This is a genomic window from Streptomyces sp. NPDC018947 (genome assembly GCF_044390505.1).
Lineage (GTDB): Bacteria > Actinomycetota > Actinomycetes > Streptomycetales > Streptomycetaceae > Streptomyces.
This window is the reverse complement of the sequence record NZ_JBIRZD010000012.1, coordinates 216,787-240,871: the sequence shown is the minus strand read 5'-3', so window position 1 is coordinate 240,871 and position 24,085 is coordinate 216,787. Positions and strand designations below refer to the sequence as shown.

Sequence of the window (24,085 nt, the reverse complement as noted above, 5' to 3'; positions counted from 1 at the left end):
ACGGGGCCGCACCGCGGTCCGCGCCTGCGGAAGAGTGCCCGGCCGATTCCGGGCACCCGGCCCGTATGAACGACGCACACGACGGCAGGAACGACGGGCACGGGCGGCAGCGGGACGACGAGGAGCGGGGGACCGTGGAGCGGCTGGTGGCGGCCTGGCTGGAGGAGACCGCGCGGCACGACCCCGCCGCGGCGGAAACGGCCCGTGCCGGCTGGGAGCGCGGAGCCCTGCCGGACCGGTCCGCGCAGGACCTGGCCACCTGGGTCACCGCGCGCGTCACGGACACCGGCTTCAGCGAGGACGAGGGGCCCTACATCGAGAGCCCCGTCCGCATCACCCCGGCCGACAAGGACACCGTGCACGCCTGGCTGCGGGCCCGGGGACACAGCGTCTGACGGCTCCGGCCGCCACCCGGCCCGGGAGTCAGCCGGCCGCGCGCCACTCGAACATCAGGAGTGTCGCGTCGTCCCGCAGCCGGTCCTCCTGCGCGTCCAGGATCGAGTGGATGAGGCGGCGCATCGACTCCGGTGCCGGTTCCCCGCCGCCGGTGGCACGGATGACGTAGTCGGCGAACAGTTCGAGTCCCATCAGCCTCGCCTCTCCGCCGCGGGCCTCGATGACGCCGTCCGTGTACATCAGCACCCGGTCCCCGGGCTCCAGGCGGATCTCGTGGGTGTGGCGCGGCCGGTCCACGAGGAGGGACGGCACGCCCATCGGCGGATCGGCCTCGCGCTCCATGGCGTCCGTCATCAGCCGGTCGCCGCGGATCAGGATCGGCGACGGATGGCCGCAGTTGCTCCAGCGCAGCAGCCCCGTCGCCAGGTCGAGCTGGGCGACGACCGCCGTGCAGAACTTGTCCGGCAGCCAGCGGGCGAGCGCCCGGTCGGCGGACTCCACCAGCTCCGGCAGATCGGCGCCGTTGCGCCGCGCGTTGCGGCAGGCCGCCAGGGAGACCGCGCTGGTGAGCCCGGAGGCCAGGTCGTGCCCCATCGCGTCCAGGACGGCGACGTGCAGCGTGGTCTCGGTCAGCGAGTGGTCGAAGGCGTCGCCGCCCAGCTCGTAGGCCGGTTCCAGCACGGCCGTCGAGACCACCCGCGCGTTGCCGATGGTGCGCGGCGGCAGGAAGGCGCGCAGCATCTCGGCGGGGAGCCGCATCCGCTGGGTGCGGGTGTGCCGCACGTAGGAGTCCTCGTAGGCCCGCTTGGAGGTGATCAGCATGGCCAGCAGGGAGGCGAGCGCCTTGCCGCGCACGAGCGAGGCCGCAGTGAAGGCCGTCTGGGTCACGGCCAGGACGCCGAGCCGTTCGGCACCGTCCAGCAGCGGGTACCAGGCCCTGACGCCGCCCGTCCCCGACTCCTCCACCCGCATCGACTGCGTCCGGTACGCCCAGCCCGCCAGCGACCCGTCGACGGGCACCCGCTCGGCCACGTCCGTCTGGGGCACGAGGCAGCGCTGCTGGAGGTCGACGAGGTAGACCCCGGCGTGCTCCAGCCCCAGCGCCTTCGCGCAGCGGTCCACGGCGGTGGCCAGATCCAGCGTCAGATGGGCCGGATCGGCGAGGAAGTCCAGCAGCGCGTCGCTCGCCTCTGAGGTCGCCACCTCGTCTCCCCTCGTCGCATCACCGCCGTGCCGGGGGCGCACTGCGCAGCAGTCTGGCACCGCCTTCGGGCGCCCGCGCGCCGAGCGGATCCACGCGGGACGCTTCGGCACCCGCAGACCGGGCACGCGGTCCGTCGGACGAACCCGAGCGCCGAGGAGAGGTGCCCCATGACCGAGTACGAGCGTTCCCGCACCATGCCCGCACAGCCCGAGCTGGTCTTCGACCGGGCCTCGGACGTCGGACGGCTGGACACCTGGCTCCCCGGGGAACTCCACGTGGAGATCGACGAACCGCCCGTCGTCACCGTGCACGAGGACCACACCGACCAGGACACCCCCGCGCTGCTGAGCGCCCGCCCCGAGCAGATGCGGCTCGAATGGGGCACCCGCGACCAGGGCTCCTACGCCGGCTGGCTCCAGGTCGCCGGCCTCGACGAGGGGACCAGCGAGGTCACCGTGCACCTGTCGTTCTTCGACGAGGCCCACGACCCCGGCGAACGGGCGGTCGCCGACGCCCTCGACGCCAGCCTGCGCCGCCTGGAGGAGCAGGTGCGGCCCGCCGCCGGCTGACCGGCGCGGGCGCCGGACGGTGACGAACGGGTCCGTACCGGCGCACGGCGGCAGGGCAACCCCTCACGGTCGTGGCGGGTCGTACAGGGAAAACCCGAACGACTCCGACGAACCGCCCTGGGGGAACACATGCACGTCCGCACCCGAGAAGTCCGTGTCGCCGTGGCCGCGCTCGCGACCGGCGCCGCGCTCGCCGTGGCCGCCGTCCCGGCCACCGCGGCGACGTCCGGCTCCGCCCCGCCCGCCTTCCTGGAGCCGTCCGAGCTGCCGCCGCACCCCGCCTCCGACTGGTACGCCGGGCCCGTCACCGCCGGGCGGCCCGACCCGCTGCCGATGTGCGTGGGCGAGGCGCTGCCCTCCACCGCCTCCCACCGCCGTTACTGGACCGAGTACGACACCGGCGCCCTCCAGGTCACGGTCGTCGAGCGCAGCACGCGGCGGGCCCAGGAGTTCGCGGCCCTGCTGCGCAAGGACCTCGACGACTGCGCGCGGAAGGTGATGGAGCAGTACCCCGACATCACCGCCACGCAGAAGTACTACGGCCGGCTGAACGTGGAGGACGGCGCCCACGTCCACGGCGTCCACACGGTCTCCTCGTGGGGCGCCTCGGACATCGGCCTGTTCTCGGTCGGCCGGGACGGCACCACCGTGACGGTCGTGCGGTGGGGGCAGATGGGCGGATTCCAGCACGCCCAGGTGGCCGACTTCAAGAAGACCACCGTCACCGCCGTCGCCGAGCTGTACTGACCCGCGCCGGCGGGCCGGCCGCCCGGCCCGCCGCTCCTGGCCGCGCTACGTCACGACGGGCGGCCCCCCGCCCGGGGTGAGCGTCGCCCTCCCGCCGCGCCGGCAGTGCACGATCCGGTCCGCCAGCCCCCTGCGGTCGGCCTCGGCGAGGAAGGCGTCGAGCGGCGACCGGAAGACGGTGTAGTCGTCGTAGTGCACCGGCAGGACCAGCCGAGGGTCCAGGCGTCGCGCGAGCTCCGCGCCCTGGCGGCCGTCCATGGTGACGACGAAGCCGCCCGGCAGCGTGGTGCCGCCCAGGTGCAGCACGGCCAGGTCCACCTCGGGGAAGCGCCGGGCGATCTCGTCCAGGCCGTCGAAGAGGAGCGTGTCCCCGGACACGTACAGCCGGTGCACCGGCGGCCCGGCGGCCGGCCCGAACTCCAGCAGGCTTCCCATCACCGGTGGCAGGAGCCGCCGCAGCGCCGGGTGACCGGCGTGCCGGCCGGGCAGCGCGGTGACGCGTGCCTGCGCGTCACCGCGCCGCACGGTCTCCTCCTGCCAGGTGCGCAGTCCCACGGCCCGGTGGAATCCGTGCACTGCCTGGAGCCTGCGCGAGGCGTGCGGGGTGGTGATGACCGGCAGCGACCGCGACAGGTGCCGCCGCGCCACGCGGTCCCAGTGGTCGCCGTGCAGATGGGACAGCAGTACGGCGTCCAGCTCGGGCAGGTCGCGCGGGTCGAGGGCCGGCTCGGTCAGGCGCCGGCTCGTCAGCCCGTGGCCGAGGTACGCCCGTTGGCCGCGGTGGAGGAAGTTCGGATCGGTCAGCAGGGTCAGCCCGCGGTACCGGAGCAGCACCGTCGCGTTGCCGATGAAGTGGATCCGCAGGGAGTCGTCGGGGGACGGGGACATCAGCGTGCTCCTGTCCGGGAGTGCTCACCGGACCCGGCGGGCCCGGATCCTCGGGGCAGCGGGGAGTACCCCGCACCCGCCCGTTCATCCGGGCGCCGGCGGACCGGGTGTCCGCACAGCGGTCCGGGGCACCCACCCGCCATGGACGTGAACCGCCGCCCCCTGCTCGACCGCACCCTGCCCCTGCTCACCAAGGGGTACGCGTGGCTCCCCGACCGCATGCGCGAGAGCGCCGGCCCCGTCGTGCGCACCCGCCTCCTCGGCCGGCCCACGCTGGCCGTACGCGGCCCGGAGGCCGTGCGCCTGTTCTACGACGAGGCCCGCGTACGCCGCCACGGAGCCGTCCCCGCGCCCGTGCTGGACACCCTGTTCGGACAGGGCGCGGTCCACACCCTCGACGGCGCCGACCACCGCGCCCGCAAGGAACTGTTCCTGCCGCTGCTCGACCCCGGCCGGGTGGCCGCCCTCACCGAGCACGTCGGCACGGCCTGGGACGACGCCGTCCGCACCTGGCACAAGCGGTCCCGCGTCGTGCTGTTCGACGAGGCGGCCGTGGTCCTGACCCGAGGGGTGTGCCGCTGGGCGGGGCTCCCGCCGGACATCGACGCCGAGGCCCTGTCCCGGGACCTGATCGCCATGGTCGACGGGTTCGCCACCCCGGGACCGCGCCGCGCGAGGGCCCGGCGCGCCCGGTCCCGGCAGGAGACCCGGCTGGCACGGCTGATCGAGGACGTCCGCTCCGAAGCGGTGACCGCCCCCGAGGGCTCGGTGCTCGACCGCGTCCGCCGGCACCGCGACCTCCCCGGCGAGACCCTGGACGCGCGGACGGCGGCGGTGGAACTGCTGAACGTGCTGCGTCCCACGGCCGCCGTGAGCTGGTTCGTCGCCTTCAGCGCCCACGCGCTGCACCGTCGGCCCGCGCACCGGGAGCGGCTGCGCTCCGGGGACCGCGCGTTCGCCACGGCGTTCGCGCACGAGGTCCGCCGGTTCTACCCGTTCGCCCCGTTCCTCGGCGGCCGGACCGTCACCGACGTGACCTGGTGCGGTGAGAGCGTCCCCGCCGGAGGGATCCTGCTGCTCGACGTCTACGGCCAGAACCACGACGAGAAGCTCTGGGGCGACCCGTACACCTTCCGGCCCGAGCGGTTCCTGGCCCGTCCGCCCGAACGCGACGAACTGGTCCCGCAGGGCGGCGGCGACCCGGCCGCCGGCCACCGCTGCCCGGGCGAACGCATCACCGTGGGCCTGCTGGAGTCCCTGGCGACACGGCTGGCCCGCCTGGAGTACACGGTGCCGGACCAGGACCTGGCCATCCCGCTGCGCCGCATCCCGACCCGGCCGCGCAGCGGCTTCGCCGTCACCGGCGTAGGGGCTGCCTGACGCACCGTCACCCGCCGGGCTCCACGGCGTCGCGCCGCCCGCTCCTGCGGGACTGGTCCAGCCCGGCGAGACCGGGATGGTGGAGGTCGAACGCGGGGGACTCCGAACGCACCCGCGGCAGCGTGTGGAAGTTGTGCCGCGGCGGGGGACAGGAGGTGGCCCACTCCAGCGAGCGGCCGTACCCCCACGGGTCGTCGACGCGCACCGGCGTCCCGTACCTGGCGGTCTTCCAGACGTTGTAGAGGAACGGCAGCGTGGACAGGCCCAGCAGGAAGGCGCCGACGCTGGAGACCGTGTTCAGAGCCGTGAAGCCGTCGGCGGCCAGATAGTCGGCGTACCGGCGCGGCATGCCCTCGACACCGAGCCAGTGCTGCACCAGGAACGTGGTGTGGAAGCCTGCGAACAGCGTCCAGAAGTGCACCTTCTCCAGGCGGTGGTCGAGCATGCGGCCCGTCATCTTCGGCCACCAGAAGCTGAAACCGCCGAACATGGCGAACACGATCGTGCCGAACAGGACGTAGTGGAAGTGGGCCACGACGAAGTACGAGTCGGTGACGTGCCAGTCCAGCGGCGGGGAGCCCAGGATCACGCCGGTCAGCCCGCCGAAGAGGAACGTGACCAGGAAACCGGCCGCCCACAGCATCGGCGGCTCGAAGGACAGCGACCCCTTCCACATCGTGCCGATCCAGTTGAAGAACTTCACTCCCGTGGGCACCGCGATCAGGTACGTCAGGAACGAGAAGAACGGCAGCAGCACCGCGCCCGTGGCGAACATGTGGTGCGCCCAGACGGTCGCCGACAGTCCGGCGATGGTGATGGTGGCGCCGACCAGACCCATGTAGCCGAAGACCGGCTTGCGCGCGAAGACCGGGATGATCTCCGTGACCACCCCGAAGAACGGCAGCGCCAGGATGTACACCTCGGGATGGCCGAAGAACCAGAACAGGTGCTGCCACAGGATCGCCCCGCCGTTGGCGGCGTCGAACACGTGCGCGCCGAAGTGACGGTCGGCCTCCAGCACCAGCAGCGCCGCCGCCAGCACCGGGAAGGCCAGCAGCACCAGCACCGAGGTCAGCAGCACGTTCCACACGAAGATCGGCAGCCGGAAGATCGTCATGCCGGGGGCGCGCATGCAGATGATCGTGGTGATGAAGTTGACCGACCCGAGGATGGTGCCGAACCCCGCCAGCGCCAGCCCCATGATCCACAGGTCGCCGCCGAGGTAGGGGGTGCCGCCGCGGCCGCTGAGCGGGGCGTAGGCCGTCCAGCCGAAGTCGGCGGCGCCCTGCGGTGTGAGGAAGCCGGACAGCACGATCAGTCCGCCGAAGAGGAACAGCCAGTACGACAGCATGTTCAGCCGAGGGAAGGCCACGTCCGGGGAGCCGATCTGCAACGGCATGACGGCGTTGGCGAATCCGGCGAAGGTCGGGGTGGCGAACAGCAGCAGCATGATCGTGCCGTGCATCGTGAAGGCCTGGTTGTACTGCTCGTGCGACAGCAACTGGAGACCGGGACGCGCCAGTTCCGCCCGGACCAGCATCGCCAGCACCCCGGCGACCAGGAAGAACCCGAACGACGTGATGAGGTACAGATGGCCGATGCGCTTGTGGTCGGTCGTGGTCAGCCAGGAGACGATCGCCCGCCCCCCGCGGCGGCGCCGCTGCCGCGCCGAGGGGAGCGGAGCGATCGGTTCGGTCTGAGTCGCCATCGGACCAGAGCAGCGCAGTCCCGTGCGTCTGCGCCGATGCCACGTCACGCACCCACCGATATAGGGCCGATCGGCAGATCGTTTCTATCCGTCCGGGTGCGTCGCGGACCCGGAGGAACGAACCGGCCGTCACCCGAACGGCCCCCGCTCACTACTGGCCGCGACCGATCCGGTGTCTCCTGGGAGTGTCAGCGGCGTCCAGGCTGGGAGGCCGGTCATGTACGAAATGTGCGTGGGCCCGGAGAAGACGGGCGGAGCGTTGGTGTGGCACGTGATGGCCAAGCAGGCCGCGGCCACCCTCTGCGGACAGAAGCTCCGCGAACGTATCGAGGCATCCGACGGTGAACGGGCACGACACTGCCCGGACTGCATGGCTTCTTTCGAGAGGCTGATGGCAGCCACGCCGTGCTGACGGACCGTCCGCAACACCGTCCGCCCCGCCGCAGCCCGCGGCGGGGCGGACGGCGTTCCGGCGGGAACGGACGGCGCTCCCCTGCGGGCGGAGCCTTCCGCGCCACCGCTCCCGCCCGCGGGCGCCCGCCGGTTGCGCCGGTCACCCGCCCGGCGCGGTGGCACGCGGGCCGGGCGGGGAAGCCGCGGACCGTGCCGGGCGCGTCGTCCTCCCGCCTCCGCCGCGACAGGTCGTGCCGCGAGGGGGATCCCCGAGTCGGCCGCGGCGCCCCCTCCTTCGCGTCCGCCCCGCTCCTCCTCGGCCGTACACCCGCCTCCCGTCGCCGTGGGCGGGACGGGGCCGCGATGGGTGTCGGCCACCACGGGTTTTGGGTGCCGTCCCCGATGTTCGCGCCCGGAAGCCGCGTGTGACCGTGGAACGGTGCCGCGCTCCGGGGGCCTCCGGGGCGCGGACGTCACACGGAGCGCGGCCCGGCCGTCCGTACGCGGGGGTGTCGCGGGCCCGGCCCGGGTGTGCCGGAGACGTCCGGTCGCCGGAACGCCCGTGTCCGCCGCGGCGTGCCGGTGCGGCCCCGGTCCCGGTGTCCCGTGGGCCGAAGAGCCCAGGGGCGCACGGCCGGTCGCGCCCGTACTTCCCCTGCCGTCCGCTCCGGTCCCGGAGCGGCGTCACCTCACGCCGGCGGTCGGCGGCGTTCGAGAGCACGGCGTCCGACCGCCTCGCACCCGAAGGAGAACGCGCATTCATCACCGTCGAATGAAGCCCTGCCGACCCTCCACGCGGCCCGAGGCGGTGGCCCGTGGGACACGCTGACACCCTGCTCGCCATGGGCGGCGCCTTCCTGGCCGCCGCCTTCTTCGCCCGCCTCGGCGGCAGGATCGGACTTCCGACGATCCCCCTGTTCATGCTGGCCGGCATTCTGCTCGGCCCCCACACACCGGGCTTCGTCCTGGTCGAGGACGCGCACGACTTCGAGATGCTCTCCGCCCTCGGACTGGTGCTCCTCCTCTTCTACCTGGGACTGGAGTTCCACCTCGACGACCTCAAGAGCGGCGGCAGACGGCTGCTGACCGCCGGCGGTGTCTATCTGCTGCTCAACGTCGGCGCCGGCCTCGGCTTCGGCTTCGCGCTGGGCTGGGGAGTGCGGGAGGCGCTGGTGCTCGCCGGTGTCCTCGGCATCTCCTCGTCCGCGATCGTCACCAAGATCCTCATCGACCTGGGCCGCATCGGACGCCCCGAGACCCGCCTCATCCTGGGCGTCATCGTGGTGGAGGACATCTTCCTCGCGCTGTACCTGGCCGCGCTCCAGCCGGTGATATCGGGCGCCCACGGCGTCGGGGACACGGTGCTGCAGGCCGGGAAGGCGTTCGCGTTCCTGCTGGTGCTGGCCGCCGCGGCCCGCTGGGGCACCCGGCTCGTGGGGCGCCTGATCGAGACCCGTGACAACGAACTGCTCGTCATCAGCTTCCTCGGCGCCGCCGTGCTCGTCGCCGGAGTCTCCGAACTCCTCGGTGTCGCCGACGCGATCGGGGCGTTCATGGTCGGCCTGATCCTCGCCGGAACCCCCTCGGGACCCCGGATACGGGCGTTGGTCCACCCCCTGCGCGACGCGTTCGCGGCGATCTTCTTCTTCGCCTTCGGACTGGCCATCGACCCCGGGGACGTCGCCTCGGTCGCCGGGCCGGTCGCCGCGGCGGCGGCACTGACCGTCGTCATGAACGTCGTCGCCGGACTGTGCGTGGCCCGCGTGTACCGCTACGGCACCGAACCCGCCGCGGAGATCGCCACCACCCTGGTGGCACGCGGGGAGTTCGCCCTGATCCTGGCCGCCATGGCGGCGGGCGCCGGCCTCGACGCACGGCTCGCGCCGTTCATCGCCGGCTACGTGCTCGTCCTCGCCGTGCTCGGCCCCATCGTCGCGGGCCGGGCCCACCTCCTCGCCGGCGCGCTGCGTGCGGGGCGCGGGCTGCTGCCGGGCGGCCGTGCCGCGTCGCGCCCGGCGCGTGACCGTCCCGGCGAGGACCCGGCGGACGCCACCGGGGCGCCGGTGCGGGCGGGCGCGGAGGCCGAACGGTAGGCGGGAGCCCCGGCGTTCCGCACCGTGTCGCACAGCCGGGCCCGCCACGTCCTCGACGGGCCCGGCACAGGTGCTCGGCCAGGGTCCTGTCGGACCGTCAGGGGTGTCCCGCACCCTCGGCCGGGCTCCGCCGGGCGGTCGCCGCATCCAGGCTCCGGCCGCAGGCCACCCCTGGTCGCGGTGGGACAATCCGACGGCGGGGGCGGCGTCGTGGCCGTGGCCGCAGTGGAGCGCGGAAGGAGCCATGAGCATGATCGAATGGGTACCCCTGGGGGGTGGCGCCAGGCCTGTTCCCCGGCCCGTGGCGGCTCCGCTGGTGTGGGCGGGGGCCTTCGGGGGCGCGCTCGGGCTGGTGGCCCTTCTCAACGGCACCGTGGGCGTGGGCCGTACCGGGCTCGCGCTGGCCGCCCTCTCCCTGCTCGCGGCCCTGCTCGGGCTGTGCGCCCCGTTCACGGCGGCCCCCGGAACGGCCGTGCTGTGCTGGCTGTCCCTCAACGGTTTCGCCATTCCGCCCGCCGGCACGCTCACCTGGGCCGGACGGCGGGACGCGGTCTGGCTGGCCTGCCTGTTCGGCGCGGCCCTCGTCGGCACGGCGCTGGCCCGGCTTTTCCACGCCCGCGCAGCCTACCGCCGGCTGACGGCGGAGCCGGGCGACGTGTGACAGGCGGCGGTGTGCCGCGCAGGGGCCTCGCCGGGCGTCCGGCGAGGCCCTTCGCCGTTTCCGGCCAGGGGTGAGCAGCAGCGGGCCACGGCCGCTCACGCGCCCCCTTTTGTCAGGTCCACGCACCGCAGAGGCCGGTCGCGGCCGCCTCCGCCCGGTTGGCCTCGCGCCGACGGGGCACTCAGAGCTGCGTCCCGGTGAGGCAGACGGACGTGGAGGCGTACGTGGCGGTACGGCATCGGTTGATCAAGACGACCCCCCAGGCGGTGTGGGACGTGCTCGCGGACGGCGGCCAGTACGCGAACTGGGTGGTCGGGACGTCCGGCAGCGCCCCCTGCCGGGGACAGTGGCCGCAGGTCGGATCGGCGATCACCTACGAGGTGGGCCTCGGGCCGCTGCGGCTGCGCAACGAGACGGTCGTCAGACGCTGCGAGGAAGGCACCGCGCTGGAGCTGGAGGCGATCGCCGGCCCGCTCGGAACGGCGCGGATCGCCATCGAACTGCGCCCCTGGGGCGAGCAGTGCCTGGCCATCGTGGACGAGCACCCCCTGCGCGGCGCCGGGGGAGTGCTGCACAACATGGGCGTCGAGGCGGTGATCCAGCTCCGGCACCGGGCCATGCTCGCCCGCCTCGCCAGGCTGTGCGAGGACGGCGCCGGTGAGCAGCGCAGGCCCGACCCGGCGCCCGCCCCCGAACCGGGAGCCGGCCGTGCCTGACGCGGTCGTGATCGGCGCCGGGCCCAACGGCCTGGTCGCGGCGAACCTCCTCGTGGACGCCGGCTGGAGCGTGGAGGTCCTGGAGGAGCAGCCCGAACCGGGCGGTGCGGTCCGCCACGACGACGCGGTCGCCCCCGGCTTCGTGAACGACGTGTTCAGCTCCTTCTATCCGCTCGCCGCGGCCTCCCCGGTCCTGGCCGGGCTGCGGCTGGAGGACCACGGGCTGCGCTGGTCCCACGCCCCGCACGTCCTCGCCCACCCCCTGACCGACGGCACGTGCGCCGTCCTGGACCGCGACGTCGGGGTCACCGCGTCCTCCCTCGACGCCTTCGCCCCCGGCGACGGTGCCGCCTGGCACCGCCTGCACGACGTCTGGGACCGCCACCGGGCCGACATCCTGGACGCCCTGTTCACCCCCTTCCCGCCGGTCCGGGCCACCGCCCGGCTGGCCGTGCGGCTGCGCGGCGCGGGCGGGCTGCGCCTGGCGCGCACCCTGGTGCTGCCGGTGCGCCGCCTGGGCGAGGAGGAGTTCCGCGGCGAGGGCGGCAGGCTGCTGCTGGCGGGCAACGCCCTGCACGCCGACCTCGCCCCGGAGGCCGCCGGAAGCGGCGGGTTCGGCTGGCTGATGTCGATGCTCGGCCAGACCTACGGCTTCCCCGTGCCGGTCGGCGGCTCCGGCGCCCTCACCGAGGCCCTCGTACGCCGGCTCCGCTCGCGCGGCGGCACCCTGCGCTGCGGGCGCCGCGTCGACCACGTCGTCGTCCGCGACCGGCGCGCGGTGGGCGTGCGCACGGCCGACGGGGAGACGGTCGCCGCCCGGCGCGGCGTCCTCGCGGACGTGTCCGTGACCGCCCTGTACGGCTCCCTGGTCGACCCCGACGACCTGCCCCGGCAGGTGCTCACCGACCTCGAACGGTTCCAGTGGGACTTCGCCACCTTCAAGGTGGACTGGGCACTGGACGGCCCCGTGCCCTGGCAGTGCGCGCAGGCGGCGGGGGCCGGGACCGTGCACCTGGCCGACGGCCTCGACGAACTGACCCGGTTCGCCGCGCAGATCGCCATGCGGCAGGTCCCCGACCGTCCCTTCGCCCTGTTCGGCCAGATGACCACCGCCGACCCGACCCGCTCACCGCGCGGCACCGAGTCCGCCTGGGCGTACACGCACGTCCCGCACGACATCCGGGGCGACGCGGGCGACGAGGGTATCGGCGGGAGCTGGAACACCAAGGAGCAGGAGATCATGGCCGACCGGGTCGAGCGCCAGGTGGAGCGCTTCGCCCCCGGCTTCCGCTCGCTGATCCGGGCCCGCCGGATCCTGGCCCCGCCGACGCTCCAGTCGCTGGACGCCAATCTGCACGGCGGCGCGATCAACGGCGGTACCACCGCCATGCACCAGCAGCTCTTCTTCCGGCCCGTGCCCGGCACCGGGCGGCCGGAGACGCCGGTGGCCGGTCTCTTCCTCGCCTCCGCGGCCGCTCACCCGGGAGGCGGTGTGCACGGGGCGCCCGGCGCCAACGCCGCGCGGGCCGCACTGCGCCGACACCGGCCGGCCGGCCTCACCCGGCTCCAGCGCTCCCTGACCCGCCGCGACCGGACGGGCGACCGGAGATGAGCGTCGCCGCGCATCGACAGGAGGTACGGCCGTGAACGCCGGCCCCCTTCGTGACCGCACCGTCGTGGTGACCGGCGCCGCACGCGGGGTCGGCGCGGCACTGGCGCGCGAGTGCGCGGGCCGGGGCGCCCGGCTCGCCCTGCTCGGCCACGAGAAGCCCCGGCTGGACGCCCTGGCGGCGGACCTGCCGGCCCCGGCCCTCGCCCTCGGGGTCGACGTCACCGACGCCGAGGCGCTGGAGGCGGCGGCGGACGAGGTGCGCGCCCGTCTCGGTGCGCCCTCGGCCGTGGTGGCCAACGCGGGCATCGCGCACGGCGGACCGTTCGCCGGGTCGGACCCGGCCGAGTGGCGCCGTGTCATCGACGTCAATCTGACCGGCAGCGCCCAGACCGCGCGGGCCTTCCTGCCGGACCTGTTCCGGACCGCCGGCTACTTCCTCCAGATCGCCTCCACCGCCTCGTTCGGCGCCGCCCCGATGATGAGCGCCTACTGCGCCTCCAAGGCGGGCGTCGAGTCCTTCGCCCACGCCCTGCGCGCAGAGGTGGCGCACCACGGGGTCGCCGTGGGCATCGCGTACCTCAACTGGATCGACACCGACATGATCCGCGACGCCGACCGGCACGCGGTCCTGCGCGAACTGCGCGCGCACATGCCCGCCCCGGCCCGCCGCACCTACCCGGCGGACGCCGTCGCCGCCCGGCTGGTGCGCGCGGTGGAACGCCGCAGCACCGCCGTGTACGTGCCCGGATGGCTGCGCCTGGCCCAGGTGGCCCGCACCGCCCTGCCGGCCGCGGTCGTGCGCGCGTCCCGCCGCGACCTGCCCCGCCTGGAGGCGGAGGGCGTCATGAACGCCACCGGCCTCCTCGGCGCGGGCGGCGAGGCGGACAGCGCGGAGCGCGCGTAGCGGGACGTGGGGACGCGCGGCGGGGGGCGCCGGACGTCACGCGGACGCGTCGGCCGCGCGGCCGACGGGCGGGGTCCTCGGTACGGCGTCGTGTGCGTCGGCCGTGCGACCAGTGGGTGGGGTCCTCGGTACGGCGTCGTGTGCGTCGGCCGTGCGACCAGTGGGTGGGGTCCTCGGTACGGCGTCGTGTGCGTCGGCCGTGCGACCGGTGGGTGGGGTACGGCGTCGTGTGCGTCGGCCGCGTGGCTCGGTGGGGCGGGTACGGCGTGGTGTGTGCCGGCCGGGTGGCCCGGTGGCTGGGATACGGCGTCGTACGCGCTGTCCGTGCGCCGGCCGGCCGAGCGCGACGCCCCGTGCGCCCGGCGGGCGGCCGGGTGTGCGGGGGCCTGGCGCCGTACGCGTGGGTCCGGAGGCGTTGCGGCCACCGGCCGTGCGGCGCGGGGGAGGTTCGGGCGGGGTGTCCCGGCCGTGCACCGCAGCCCCTCCCCCCACGCCGTCACCGCCGCGTCGGAACGGCCGGCCCGCTTCTCCGGAGGCACCGGGCGCCGCGGACCGGCGGGCAACTCGACGAGGACGACGGAGGGGACGGGCGCCGCGCGCTGCCGGGGGGCCGGGCGCCGGGGGCAGGCCCGCCGCTCCGGCAGCGGCGACGACGATGCCCGCGTCGACCACGGAACGCCCTCCGACCGCGCCCCACGGCATCGACGGCATCGGCGGAGCATCGCGCCACCACGGCCCCCTCGGCAGGGCGCGGCGCGGGATCCCCGGCGCGGATGCCCGCCGGGCGGGTGACCGCCGTACACGAACGGTCCGAGGCGGCACCCGGCCGGGAAGGCATGACCGACACCCGCCGGTCCCGTGCGCACCGCACCCCGGCCCGACCCGCTCCCGCGCCCGACGACGAGAGGACCCCGATGCGCCCTGGCACGGCCGACGACGGCGGGCGAGGCCCGCGGGGCTCGGGGGAGGACCGGCGATGACACGCACCGCGCCCGGCCGCACCGACCACGCGGGCGTCGTCGGACCCGGGCTCGCGGGCCTGTCCGCCGCCCCGCACCCCCCGGGCCCGGGACGGCGGGTGACGGTCGTCGCACGCGGCGCGCGGCCCGGCGGCCGGCTCGGACGGCGCGAACCCGGCGCCTGCCGTCTCGACACCGGCCCGACCGTGGTCACCGTGCCCCACCTGGCCTACGAGGCGTTCGCGGCCGTCGGCGAGGGCCTGCGCGACCGCGTCGAGCCGCTGCCCCCGCAGCCCGCCCGCCGGGCCCGCCGCGCCGACGGCGGCACGCTCGACGTGCACACCGACGCCGCCGCCACGGAGGCGGGGTCCGGCTGCCGCACCACCCCCGGGGCCGGCGTGCCGGGGGCACGGATCCCGGGGAAGCACGCCGCCGCCCGCGTCACCGGCGCGCCCGCGAGGAAAGGGCGCCGATGACCCGCCGCGAACTGGACGCCGCCGGCATCACCGACCCGGTGCTGCGCGCCGCCTACACGAGCTGCCGCCGCCTCAACGCCCGCCACGGGCGCACCTACTTCCTGGCCACCCGCCTGCTGCCCGTCGACCGAAGGCCCGCCGTGCACGCCCTGTACGGCTTCGCGCGCCGGGCCGACGACATCGTCGACGACATGGCGGCCGGCACGGCACCCGCCGAGCGCGCCGCCGCGCTGACGCGGTTCGAGGAACGCCTGCGGCACGCGCTGAGCGGCGGACGGCCCCTGGAGGAGCCCGTGGCCCTCGCCCTGGCCGACACCGCCGCGCGCCACGCCATCGACCCGGAGCACTTCACCGACTTCCTGGTCTCCATGCGCGACGACCTCACCGTCACCGACTACGCCACCTACGACGACCTGCGCGCCTACATGCACGGCTCGGCCGCGGTGATCGGCCTCCAGATGCTGCCCGTGCTCGGCACCGTCACCACGCGCGCCGAGGCCGCCCCGCACGCCGCCGCGCTCGGCGTCGCCTTCCAGCTCACCAACTTCCTGCGGGACGTCGGCGAGGACCTGGACCGCGGCCGGGTCTACCTCCCCGCCGACCTGCTCGCCGCGCACGGCGTCGACCGGTCCCTGCTGCACTGGAGCCGGCGCACCGGCCGCCACGACGGGCGCATCACCGCGGCGCTGCGGACCGCCGAGGACCTCACCCGCGCCGTCTACCGGGACGCCGCGCCGGGCCTCGCCATGCTGGACCCCGTGGCCCGGCCCTGCGTCCGCACCGCGTACGTGCTCTACCGCGGCATCCTCGACGCCGTCGCCGACAGCGGGTACGCGGTACTGCACCGGCGCGCGGTGGTGCCGCGCGGGCGGCGCGCGGCCGTCGCCGCCCAGGGGCTCGCCGGTGTACCGGCCGCGCGGCTGCGCGCCCGGCACGCGTCCGCGCCGCCTCCCCCGCCGGTGTCCCGCGAGGCCGAGGAGGCCGGATGACCCCCGTGGAGCGGGCGCCGGCGCGTCCCTCGGGCAACCGGTACGTCGTCGGCGCGGCCGGGGACGTACGCCTCGCGGTGCGGTGCGGCGCGCTCGTGCGCCTCCGGCACGGACCCGCACCGGCCCCGCGCCCGCTGACGCGCGCCGCCGCCGGGCGCCTGTGGCGCGACGACCTCGCCCACGCCGGACGCCGCCGCGACCCGCGTCGCCGCGGCCCGTTCCCCGGCTGACCCGGAGAGATCGATGCAGACCTTCCTACCCCACCCGGGCTTCCGGGAGTCCGCCCTCGTCCTCGACCGCCGCCGGCTCGGCAAGCAGCGGGTCGAGGCGCTCCAGGTGCTGCGCGGTCTCACCGTGCCCGGCTACGGCTGGCGGCGGCACCCCGCGGTGCGGATGTGGACGGGCTACGAGGAGGCGCTCGTCCGCTACGGCCTGGAGATCTGCCGGGTCTGGCGCGAGCGGGGGCACCAGGACAGTTGCGCCGCCCAGCTCGTCGCCGGGCTCGCCGCGTCCCGGCCGGGCATCCCCGTGCGCGACCAGCCGGAGCTGGCCGCGGCCGGTGAACTGCCGCCCTGGCTCGGCGACGACGCCTTCCACCGCAGCCACCGCTCGGCGCTGGTGCGCAAAGACCCCGAGGCCTACGCCGGACTGTTCCCGGGCGTCCGCGACGACCTGCCCTACGTGTGGCCGGCCTCGGACCGCGAGCCGGGGGAGGCCGGGACCTGAGGGCCCGTCAGGACGGCTTGCCGCCCGCCAGCTCCTCCATGTCGACGGTCTCGCCGGCCGGCGGCTGCTCGGGCCGCACCGGCTCGTTGTAGTCGCTGAACGTCACGCTGCCCGGGGTCTTGCCGCCCTCGGTCGTCGTGCGCAGGACGAAGGGCTCGTCCTCCGTGGCCACGTACAGGCCCAGCCGCTCCCCGGCGGAGGTCTTCTTCGTCAGCTCCAGCGCCTCCTCCCCGTCCACCTCCGTCGTTGCGCCGCGCTTCATGTCCTTGCGCTCGGACTTGTCCTCGTCCATCGCGGCGACGAGGCCCTGCTTGTCGCACACGCCCGCCAGGGCCGCGTCACCGGCCGGCATCTTCACCCACTTGTCCCGCAGCTCGGGCACCATCTGCCGGGCCGCTTCGGGCTGCCGCGCGAGGGCGGTCCGCCAGTACTGCTCGTCACCGCGCAGGTACAGCGTCGCGTCGGTGTGCCGGACGTCCGCCTTGCCCTTGCCGGTGTCGATGGTGCCCTCGCAGTTCTTCTCCCGGTCGACGAGGACGTCGACGGCGACGGTGCTGCCGTCGGGCAGACGGGTGTCCCCCTTCACCCGCAGGGACTTCGCCTCCCGGGTGGCCTCGACCGCCTTCGCGGCGATGGCGTCCGCGCTCTGCCCCTCGAAGGCCTCCTCGTCGGAGTCGCCGCCGCAGCCGGCCAGTAAGGCCGCCGAGACACTCGCGGCTGCCACAGCGGTCGCCACTTTGCTGGTGCGCACTGTCGATCCCCTCTCGAGACGTCAATTCCCGTACATTCCCGGCCGGTTGGGGCCGGGACGGTCCGATTACCCCGATTCCCGAGTCCTGCACGTGGTGACCGATCCGTGCCCCCGGTGTGAAGGCCGCCGCGGAATTGGTCCCCGACGCCGCCCCCGAAGTGGACCTCTCGACGGACCGCCGCGCTTCCTAACGTCGTGGCCATGAACGCCACCACCACGCGCGGGGCCCTGCTCGCCGCGCTCGCCTGTGTCCTCGTCGGAGGGTCCTTCACCGCCAACAGCCTGCTCGGCGACTACCCGTACGCCGGGGGCCAGTTCCTGCGCTACGGGCTGGCCTTCCTGCTGCTCGTCCCCTTCGCCGGGCCCGGCGCGGCCGCCCGGCTGCGCGGGCTCGGGGCCCGTCAGTGGCTCCGGCTCGCGCTGCTGGCGGCCGTCGGCATGGTCGGCTTCAACCTGGCCGTCCTCGCCGCCGAGCGCACCGCCGAACCGGCCGTCCCCGGCGTGCTCGTGGGCTGCGCGCCCGTGGTCGTCGCCGTCCTCGTCCCCCTCCTGGAAGGACGCCGGCCGCAGCGCGCCGTGCTGTACGGGGCGTCGTTCGTGGCCGTGGGGGCGTTCACCGTCCAGGGCTGGGGGCGCACCGACGCGGCCGGGCTCGCCTTCTCCGTGTGCGCGCTGGCCGGCGAGGTCGGGTTCGCGGTGCTCGCCGTGCCCGTGCTGCGTCCCCTGGGCCCGCGGCTGCTGGCCACCGTGGTGTGCGGGATCGCCGCCGCGGAGTCCGCGCTCGCCGGGGTGGTCCTGGACGGCGCCGGGTGGCTGCGGCGGCCGGACGCGGTCGAGGCGGGGTCGCTGCTGTGGCAGGCGGCCGTGGTCACCGTCGTCGGGTTCGTGTGCTGGTACATGGGCATGCAGCGCATCGGTGCCGAGCGCGCCACCCTGTTCTCCGGCCTGATCCCGGTCGCCGCCGCCTGCACGGCCCCCCTCGTCGGCACGGGCTCCTACGGCGCCGCCCAGGCCGTGGGGAGCGCCCTGGTCTGCGCCGGGGTCGCCGTGGGGTCGGGGGCCCTGCCGCGGCTCTTCCGGCGCGGGCGCCCCGGTCCGGTGGGGCAGCGACCGGCGGAGCGCTCCTTGGAGAGGCTGTAGGGGTCCTCGGCGCGGACGTTCGCGGCGAGGAGGATTCACGCGGACACCGGCGCACCCCGGCGGGCGGCCGCCGGGGTGCGCCGGTGTTCCGTCCGCCTAGAGCCTGCTGCGCATCAGCAGGTACAGGAAGTACGGCGTGCCGATCAGCCCTCGTTGCCGTGCAGACCGGGGATGCGCCAGTGCGAGCCGACCTCGACGACACGGGCCCCGGGGAACCGGGCGAGGATCTGACGGCCGCGAGGAGAGGCGGCCGCGGCCGGCTCGGCGTGGATCTCGCGGACCGGCAGCAGCCGCCGGGCCGCCGCCGAGTCCCGGAAGAGGGCCCCCGCCGGGGGAGCCGGGGCCACAGGCCCGGGGGACAGGGCGTCGAGGCCGAACAGGGTGCCGGAGCCGTCGTCGTCCGGTGCGCGGGACGGGTCGTGCATGTGTGCTCCGGGGCGGGAGTGCGGTACGGGCCGGGCCCGGCCCCGGCACGCCGCGGACGGTCCCCGTCCGTCCACTCTACGGAGCGCGCGGCGCGCCCGGCCGTGTCGCGGACCCCGCCGGGGGCATACGCGAGACACGGCACCGCCCCAGGTGCCCCCGATCCGAAGGGACGCACACCGTGCTCGCCATCATCGCGGCGGTCCTGTTCTTCCTCGCCTTTCTGATCAACGCGGCGGAGATCTCGACCAACGACGTCTTCACCTCGACCAACGTCATGCTCCTCGGCCTCGCCCTGCTGGCCCTGCACGTCGCCGGGATCGGAAGCCGGACCGCGCGCGGGCGCCGCCGCTGAGCCGGCCGGTCAGGGGACGCGGGCCACGCCGGCGTAGATGCCGCTCTCCTCGGGGGCGGGCGCCTCCTGGCCCGCGCCGTGCCACTCGGTGGCGGTGACCAGGCCCGGCGGCAGGAGTTCCAGCCCGTCGAAGAACCGCTCCACCTGCGGGCGGGTACGGAAGCCGAGCCGGATGCCGGCCTGGGCGTACTGGGCGATCACTTGTTCCGCCAGCTCGGGGAAAAGGTCGAGGGCGGCGTGCGAGAGCACCAGGTGGCTGCCCGGGGGCAGCGTTCCGACCAGCCCGCGGACGATGCCGTGGGCGTCCTGCTCGTCCGGGACGAAGTGCATCAGGGCGATCAGGCTCAGCGCGATCGGCCGGTCGAAGTCCAGGACCTCGCGGGCGCGCCGCACGATCCGCTCCGGCTCGCGCACATCGCCCTGGATGTAGTCCGTGGCCCCCTCGTGGCTGCTGACCAGCAGCGCCTCGGCGTGCCGCAGCACGATCGGGTCGTTGTCGGCGTAGACGACGCGCGCCGCGGGCACCGTCCGCTGCACGATCTGGTGGAGGTTCGGCTCGGTGGGGATGCCCGTGCCGATGTCCAGGAACTGGTCGACGCCCCGCGCGGCGAGGTGGGCCACCGCGCGGTTCATGAACGCGCGGTTCTGCCGCGCCGCGTCCCGTGCCTCGGCCGGCAGCGTCCTGCCCACCGCCTCGTCGACGGGGTAGTTGTCCTTGCCGCCCAGCAGCCAGTCGTAGACCCGCGCGGGGTGGGCGCGGCCGGTGTCGATGCGCGGAGGCTCGGAAGGGTCGGTCGTCATGAGGGGCTCCGTGGTCCGGGAGATGAAGCGACGCCGCGCTTCCCGATCATCGTACTGGCCCGGCCGTCGTGCCATGTGCGCTGTCCGGAGCGGGAGTTGCGACCGCGACCCACCCGTCCGGAGGCACCGCCGCGGCCTCGCGCGAGGACGCGCGAAGGGGGCCGCGGGCAGGGGGACGACCCCGTGCCGGCCCGGCGGGTGGCCCGCGCCGGCACGGCACCGCCTCGGTCCGGTGACGCCGTGACGGGGGCGCGTCGCGGCCGGAAGCGATTTCGCCCGGTTTACGACCCGCTGGAGATGGCACCCAGAACTCACGGTTCCGCACGCCTGCCCAGGAGACCTCATGACTCAAGTCGCCGACTACGTACTGCAGCGCCTGACCGAGTGGGGCGTCCAGCGGGTGTACGGCTATCCGGGTGACGGCATCAACGGCCTGCTGGGCGCCTTCGACCGTGCCGACGGCAGCCCCGAGTTCATCCAGGCCCGGCACGAGGAGATGGCCGCGTTCATGGCGTGCGCCCACGCGAAGTTCACCGGCGAGGTGGGCTGCTGCGTGGCGACGTCCGGCCCGGGCGCGGTGCACCTGCTGAACGGGCTGTACGACGCGAAGCTCGACCACCAGCCGGTGGTGGCGCTGGTGGGCCAGCAGAAGCGGCTGTCGCTCGGCTCCCACTACCAGCAGGAGATCGCGCTGGACCAGCTCTTCGCGGACGTGTCGGAGTACTGCCAGATGGTCGTGCATCCGGGGCAGGCCCGGCACGTGATCGACCGGGCGTTCAAGACGGCGCTGACGATGCGGGGCGTGGCCACGATCATCATCCCGAACGACGTGCAGGAGGAGGACGCGGTGCCCTCCCCGCCGAAGACGCACGGTTCGGTCTTCTCCAGCGTCGGCTGGAGCCGCCCGCGCGTCCTGCCCGACCCCGACGAGCTGCGCAAGGCGGCCGACATCCTCAACGCGGGGGAGAAGGTCGCCATGCTGGTCGGCCAGGGCGCCGCGAAGGCCGAGGCCGAGGTGGCCGAGGTCGCCGAACTGCTCGGCGCCGGTGTCGCCAAGGCCCTGCTCGGCCGCGAGGTCCTCCCCGACGACCTGCCGTACGTCACCGGCCCCATCGGCCTGCTCGGCAGCAAGGCCAGCGACAACATGATGCGCGGCTGCGACACGCTGCTGATGGTCGGGTCGAGCTTCCCCTACTCGGAGTGGCTGCCGGACGAGGGGCAGGCACGGGGCGTCGAGATCGACATCGACGGCCGGATGATCGGCATCCGCTACCCGATGGAGGCCCACCTCGTCGGCGACGCCAAGGAGACCCTCAAGGCGCTGCTGCCCATGCTGCGCCGCAAGGAGGACCGCGGCTGGCGCAAGAAGATCGAGAAGGACGTCCGCGAGTGGCACGACCTGTGCGACCGCTGGGCCGGGGAGCACTTCGGCAAGACGATCAACCCGCAGGCCGTGGCCGCGGAACTGTCCCCGCGCCTGCCGGACGGGGTGATCCTGACGGCGGACTCCGGCTCGGGCACCAACTGGTGGGCCCGGCACCTCGAACTCCGCGACGGCATGCACGCCTCGCTGTCCGGGACGCTGGCGACGATGGGACCCGGCACGCCGTACGCGATCGCCGCGCGGTTCGCGTACCCGGACCGGCCGGTCATCGCCTTCATCGGCGACGGCGCGTTCCAGATGAACGGCATGAACGAGATGATCACCGTCAAGCGGTACCTGGACCGGTTGTCCGGGCCCGCGCCGCTGATCTTCTGCGTGTTCAACAACCAGGACCTCAACCAGGTCACCTGGGAACAGCGCGCCATGGCCGGCGACCCCAAGTACCCGGGCTCCCAGGACATCCCCGACGTCCCCTACGCGGCCTACGCGGAACTGCTCGGCCTCAAGGGCATCGTCTGCACCGACCCCAAGAAGGTCGGCGCGGCCTGGGACGAGGCGCTCGCCTGCGACAAGCCGGTGGTCCTGGAGTTCAAGGTGGACGCGGAGATCGCGCCCATCCCGCCGCACATCATGGTCGAGCAGGGCAAGAAGGCCGCCAAGGCCGCCGTGCGCGACCCGGAGCGGGCCGGGATCGCCGCCAAGGGCGTCCGCCAGAAGCTCACCGAGTACGCCGGGCATCTGCCCGGCCGGGGCAGGAAGTGACCCGCGGCGGACGGTACGGGCGCGGCCGCCGGCACCGCCGGGCGCACGGCACCGAAGTGGTCGTCGTCACCGGCGCCACCGCCGGGGTCGGCCGCGCAACGGCCCGGGCCTTCGGCGCCCGCGGCGCCGCCGTCGCGCTGCTCGCCCGCGGCGAGAACGCCCTCGACCGGGCCGCCGAAGAGGTCGTGAAGGCCGGGGGACGCGCGCTGCCCCTGGTGGTGGACGTCGCCGACGCGGAGGCGGTGGACGCCGCCGCGAGCCGGGTCGAGGACGAGCTCGGGCCGATCGACGTCTGGGTGAACGCCGCCTTCACGACCGTCTTCGCGCCCGTGACGGAGGTCCGGCCCGAGGAGCTGAGGCGGGCCACGGAGGTGACGTACTTCGGCTTCGTCCACGGCACCCAGGCCGCGCTGCGCCGGATGGTGCCGCGCGACCGGGGGACCATCGTGCAGGTCGGTTCGGCCCTGGCCCAGCGCAGCGTCCCGCTGCAGTCGGTCTACTGCGGGGCCAAGCACGCCATCCAGGGCTTCACCGAGTCGCTGCGCTGCGAGCTGCTGCACGACCGCAGCGGAGTACGGGTCACCATGGTGCAGATGCCGGGCCTGAACACGCCCCAGTTCAGTTGGGTCCTCACCCGTCTGTCCCGGCATCCGCGCCCGGTCGCCCCCGTCTACCAGCCGGAGGTCGCCGCCCGGGCCGTCCTGCACGCGGCCGACCGTCCCGAGCGGCGCGAGTACTGGGTCGGCGGCTCCACCGTGGCGACCCTGCTCGGGCAGAAGCTCGCGCCGGCGCTGCTCGACCGCTACCTCGCCCGCACGGGCTACGACTCCCAGCAGACCGACGACCCCGTCGACCCGGCCCGGCCGGTCAACCTCTACGCGCCGGTGGACGGGGCGGCGGGCGTCGACTACGGCGCCCACGGACTCTTCGACGAGGAGGCGCACCCGCGCAGCCTCCAGTTCTGGCTCTCCCGTCACCGCCGTCCGCTCGCGGCGCTGGCCGCGGCGGCCGCGGTCGCCACCGGGGCCGCGGCGAGGCGGCGCTGAGCCGGTGGCGGGCCGGGGACGGAGCACACGCTGCGGCCGGTCAGTCCTCCTCCCGGTCGATGTTCCGCGTCCACCAGTGGTGCTCGCAGAACCAGTGGCCGACCATCGCGCCGCCGAAGACGACGAACCCGACCCCGATGAGCCACGACTCCACCACCAGCACGATCCCCACCGTGCCGTAGCTGATCGCGTTGTCGAGGATCAGCGGGGTGAACACCAGGTAGGAGAATCCGCGCAGCCCGACCAGCCCCACCATGGTCGCCAGCGCCCCCGGCAGCAGGTCGCGCCAGCGGACCTGGCTGCCCAGCAGGAAGTGCTGGCCCCACCAGAAGAACAGCGTCCCGGTCGCCGTGGACAGCGCGATCCGTGCCGACCCGTGCAGGGCGGTCCGCGTCTGCACCTCCTGGTAGAGATACGCGGTCAGGGCGATCACCCAGGTGAGCTGCCGCCAGATCCGGTGCCACGGCCCGGACGGCAGGCCCCAGATGCGCTCGTAGCCGTTCTGCACGCTCGCCGAGAAGGACACGCCGAACACGGCGAGCGCGATACCGCCCCACACGCTCGTGGTGCCGATCACCTCGGTCGGCGGGGTGAAGATGTCGGTCAGCACCCTGGCGGACCGCCCCGACAGCCCCATCCCGTCGGCCAGCCAGGCCGCGAAACCTCCGCGTCCCAGGGGGTCGGCGGCGGCCACCACGATCAGCAGCGGCGCCAGGGTCACCAGGGCGAGGGTGGCGAAGCCCATGGACCGGTGCATCAGCTCCAGGTCCCGGCCGCGCCGGACCAGGGCCGACGCGGCCAACCGGTCCCACAGCCGGAGAGAGTACGCGGCCGACCGGTCCCACAACCGGACAAAGGGGCGCCGGAACCGGTCCACAGGTGCTCCTCGGGCGTCCTTCGGTGGCTCGCCGTTGCCGGACTGAGTGACCCGGAGGCGACCCGGCAAACGCGACGCCGGTGCGCGGGACCGCGGCCCGCGCGGGTGGTGGCGCCGCTCCCACC

Annotated in this window: 23 protein-coding genes and 1 pseudogene; 17 read left to right on the top strand and 7 right to left on the bottom strand. The window is 74.8% G+C overall.

The features are described from left to right. The first annotated feature begins 65 nt into the window (after positions 1-65). Positions 66-395, top strand: coding sequence for a hypothetical protein (locus ACH499_RS23490; protein ID WP_399018114.1), 330 nt, complete (start codon positions 66-68; stop codon positions 393-395). A gap of 28 nt (positions 396-423) precedes the next feature. Here the strand turns inward: ACH499_RS23490 and ACH499_RS23485 are convergent, their stop codons facing one another. Then, positions 424-1,599 carry a PP2C family protein-serine/threonine phosphatase gene (locus ACH499_RS23485; RefSeq protein ID WP_399018112.1) on the bottom strand — a complete coding sequence of 392 codons (1,176 nt, stop codon included), beginning with the start codon at positions 1,597-1,599 and terminating at the stop codon, positions 424-426. A gap of 168 nt (positions 1,600-1,767) precedes the next feature. On the opposite strand from ACH499_RS23485, the gene ACH499_RS23480 reads away from it, so the two are divergent. Both ACH499_RS23480 and ACH499_RS23475 read left to right on the top strand, forming a co-directional pair. Continuing rightward, positions 1,768-2,169: an SRPBCC family protein gene (locus ACH499_RS23480; protein WP_399018110.1), complete on the top strand. Its 402-nt coding sequence runs from the start codon at positions 1,768-1,770 to the stop codon at positions 2,167-2,169. 129 nt (positions 2,170-2,298) lie between these two features. Next, positions 2,299-2,916: a hypothetical protein gene (locus tag ACH499_RS23475; RefSeq protein ID WP_399018109.1), complete on the top strand. Its 618-nt coding sequence runs from the start codon at positions 2,299-2,301 to the stop codon at positions 2,914-2,916. A 45-nt stretch (positions 2,917-2,961) separates the two neighbouring features. On the opposite strand, the gene ACH499_RS23470 is transcribed toward ACH499_RS23475, so the two are convergent. Then, entirely contained in the window at positions 2,962-3,804 is an 843-nt protein-coding gene (locus ACH499_RS23470) for an MBL fold metallo-hydrolase (protein ID WP_399018106.1), read from the bottom strand. 141 nt (positions 3,805-3,945) lie between these two features. Between ACH499_RS23470 and ACH499_RS23465 the strand changes: the two genes are divergently transcribed. After that, positions 3,946-5,184, top strand: coding sequence for a cytochrome P450 (locus ACH499_RS23465; protein WP_399018104.1), 1,239 nt, complete (start codon positions 3,946-3,948; stop codon positions 5,182-5,184). Between the two features lie 7 nt (positions 5,185-5,191). Here the strand turns inward: ACH499_RS23465 and ctaD are convergent, their stop codons facing one another. Continuing rightward, positions 5,192-6,892 carry a cytochrome c oxidase subunit I gene (ctaD, locus tag ACH499_RS23460; RefSeq protein ID WP_399018103.1) on the bottom strand — a complete coding sequence of 567 codons (1,701 nt, stop codon included), beginning with the start codon at positions 6,890-6,892 and terminating at the stop codon, positions 5,192-5,194. Between the two features lie 1,208 nt (positions 6,893-8,100). Here ctaD and ACH499_RS23455 point away from each other — a divergent pair. From ACH499_RS23455 to ACH499_RS23415, 9 genes are all read left to right on the top strand, one after another. Then, the gene (locus ACH499_RS23455; RefSeq protein ID WP_399018101.1) at positions 8,101-9,378 is read left to right on the top strand and encodes a cation:proton antiporter; all 1,278 of its coding nucleotides are present in this window, start codon (positions 8,101-8,103) and stop codon (positions 9,376-9,378) included. 250 nt (positions 9,379-9,628) lie between these two features. After that, positions 9,629-10,039: a hypothetical protein gene (locus ACH499_RS23450; protein WP_399018099.1), complete on the top strand. Its 411-nt coding sequence runs from the start codon at positions 9,629-9,631 to the stop codon at positions 10,037-10,039. A 224-nt stretch (positions 10,040-10,263) separates the two neighbouring features. After that, a complete protein-coding gene (locus ACH499_RS23445; RefSeq protein WP_399018163.1) occupies positions 10,264-10,755 on the top strand; it encodes an SRPBCC family protein in 492 nt (163 codons plus the stop codon). Next, positions 10,748-12,367 (top strand): phytoene desaturase family protein, encoded by a 1,620-nt coding sequence (locus ACH499_RS23440; protein WP_399018097.1) that lies wholly within the window; start codon positions 10,748-10,750, stop codon positions 12,365-12,367. The genes ACH499_RS23445 and ACH499_RS23440 overlap by 8 nt, the downstream gene beginning before the upstream one ends. 31 nt (positions 12,368-12,398) lie before the next feature. Further along, a complete protein-coding gene (locus ACH499_RS23435) occupies positions 12,399-13,271 on the top strand; it encodes an SDR family oxidoreductase (protein WP_399018095.1) in 873 nt (290 codons plus the stop codon). Positions 13,272-14,247: 976 nt separating this feature from the next. After that, positions 14,248-14,706 (top strand): NAD(P)-binding protein, encoded by a 459-nt coding sequence (locus ACH499_RS23430; RefSeq protein ID WP_399018093.1) that lies wholly within the window; start codon positions 14,248-14,250, stop codon positions 14,704-14,706. After that, positions 14,703-15,695 (top strand): phytoene/squalene synthase family protein, encoded by a 993-nt coding sequence (locus ACH499_RS23425; RefSeq protein ID WP_399018091.1) that lies wholly within the window; start codon positions 14,703-14,705, stop codon positions 15,693-15,695. The genes ACH499_RS23430 and ACH499_RS23425 overlap by 4 nt, the downstream gene beginning before the upstream one ends. Then, positions 15,692-15,925 carry a DUF5914 domain-containing protein gene (locus tag ACH499_RS23420; protein ID WP_399018089.1) on the top strand — a complete coding sequence of 78 codons (234 nt, stop codon included), beginning with the start codon at positions 15,692-15,694 and terminating at the stop codon, positions 15,923-15,925. Before ACH499_RS23425 ends, ACH499_RS23420 begins: the two co-directional genes overlap by 4 nt. 13 nt (positions 15,926-15,938) lie before the next feature. After that, positions 15,939-16,421 carry an MSMEG_6728 family protein gene (locus ACH499_RS23415; RefSeq protein ID WP_399018086.1) on the top strand — a complete coding sequence of 161 codons (483 nt, stop codon included), beginning with the start codon at positions 15,939-15,941 and terminating at the stop codon, positions 16,419-16,421. Positions 16,422-16,428: 7 nt separating this feature from the next. Here ACH499_RS23415 and ACH499_RS23410 read toward each other — a convergent pair whose 3' ends face one another. After that, the gene (locus tag ACH499_RS23410) at positions 16,429-17,145 is read right to left on the bottom strand and encodes a hypothetical protein (RefSeq protein ID WP_399018084.1); all 717 of its coding nucleotides are present in this window, start codon (positions 17,143-17,145) and stop codon (positions 16,429-16,431) included. 228 nt (positions 17,146-17,373) lie between these two features. On the opposite strand from ACH499_RS23410, the gene ACH499_RS23405 reads away from it, so the two are divergent. Beyond that, positions 17,374-18,312 (top strand): DMT family transporter, encoded by a 939-nt coding sequence (locus ACH499_RS23405; protein WP_399018082.1) that lies wholly within the window; start codon positions 17,374-17,376, stop codon positions 18,310-18,312. Positions 18,313-18,458: 146 nt separating this feature from the next. Here ACH499_RS23405 and ACH499_RS23400 read toward each other — a convergent pair. Beyond that, positions 18,459-18,737, bottom strand: a pseudogene (locus ACH499_RS23400) (spore photoproduct lyase family protein); the annotation flags it as partial. Between the two features lie 179 nt (positions 18,738-18,916). Here ACH499_RS23400 and ACH499_RS23395 point away from each other — a divergent pair. Continuing rightward, entirely contained in the window at positions 18,917-19,090 is a 174-nt protein-coding gene (locus ACH499_RS23395) for a hypothetical protein (RefSeq protein ID WP_365600145.1), read from the top strand. 9 nt (positions 19,091-19,099) lie between these two features. Here the strand turns inward: ACH499_RS23395 and ACH499_RS23390 are convergent, their stop codons facing one another. After that, a complete protein-coding gene (locus ACH499_RS23390) occupies positions 19,100-19,891 on the bottom strand; it encodes an SAM-dependent methyltransferase (RefSeq protein WP_356200356.1) in 792 nt (263 codons plus the stop codon). 343 nt (positions 19,892-20,234) lie between these two features. Between ACH499_RS23390 and ACH499_RS23385 the strand changes: the two genes are divergently transcribed. Beyond that, positions 20,235-22,037: a thiamine pyrophosphate-requiring protein gene (locus tag ACH499_RS23385; protein ID WP_399018079.1), complete on the top strand. Its 1,803-nt coding sequence runs from the start codon at positions 20,235-20,237 to the stop codon at positions 22,035-22,037. Further along, complete coding sequence (locus ACH499_RS23380) at positions 22,034-23,083, top strand: SDR family oxidoreductase (protein ID WP_399018077.1); 1,050 nt, start codon at positions 22,034-22,036, stop codon at positions 23,081-23,083. The genes ACH499_RS23385 and ACH499_RS23380 overlap by 4 nt, the downstream gene beginning before the upstream one ends. 40 nt (positions 23,084-23,123) lie before the next feature. On the opposite strand, the gene ACH499_RS23375 is transcribed toward ACH499_RS23380, so the two are convergent. Next, positions 23,124-23,960: a ribonuclease BN gene (locus ACH499_RS23375; protein WP_399018075.1), complete on the bottom strand. Its 837-nt coding sequence runs from the start codon at positions 23,958-23,960 to the stop codon at positions 23,124-23,126. Positions 23,961-24,085 lie beyond the last annotated feature (125 nt).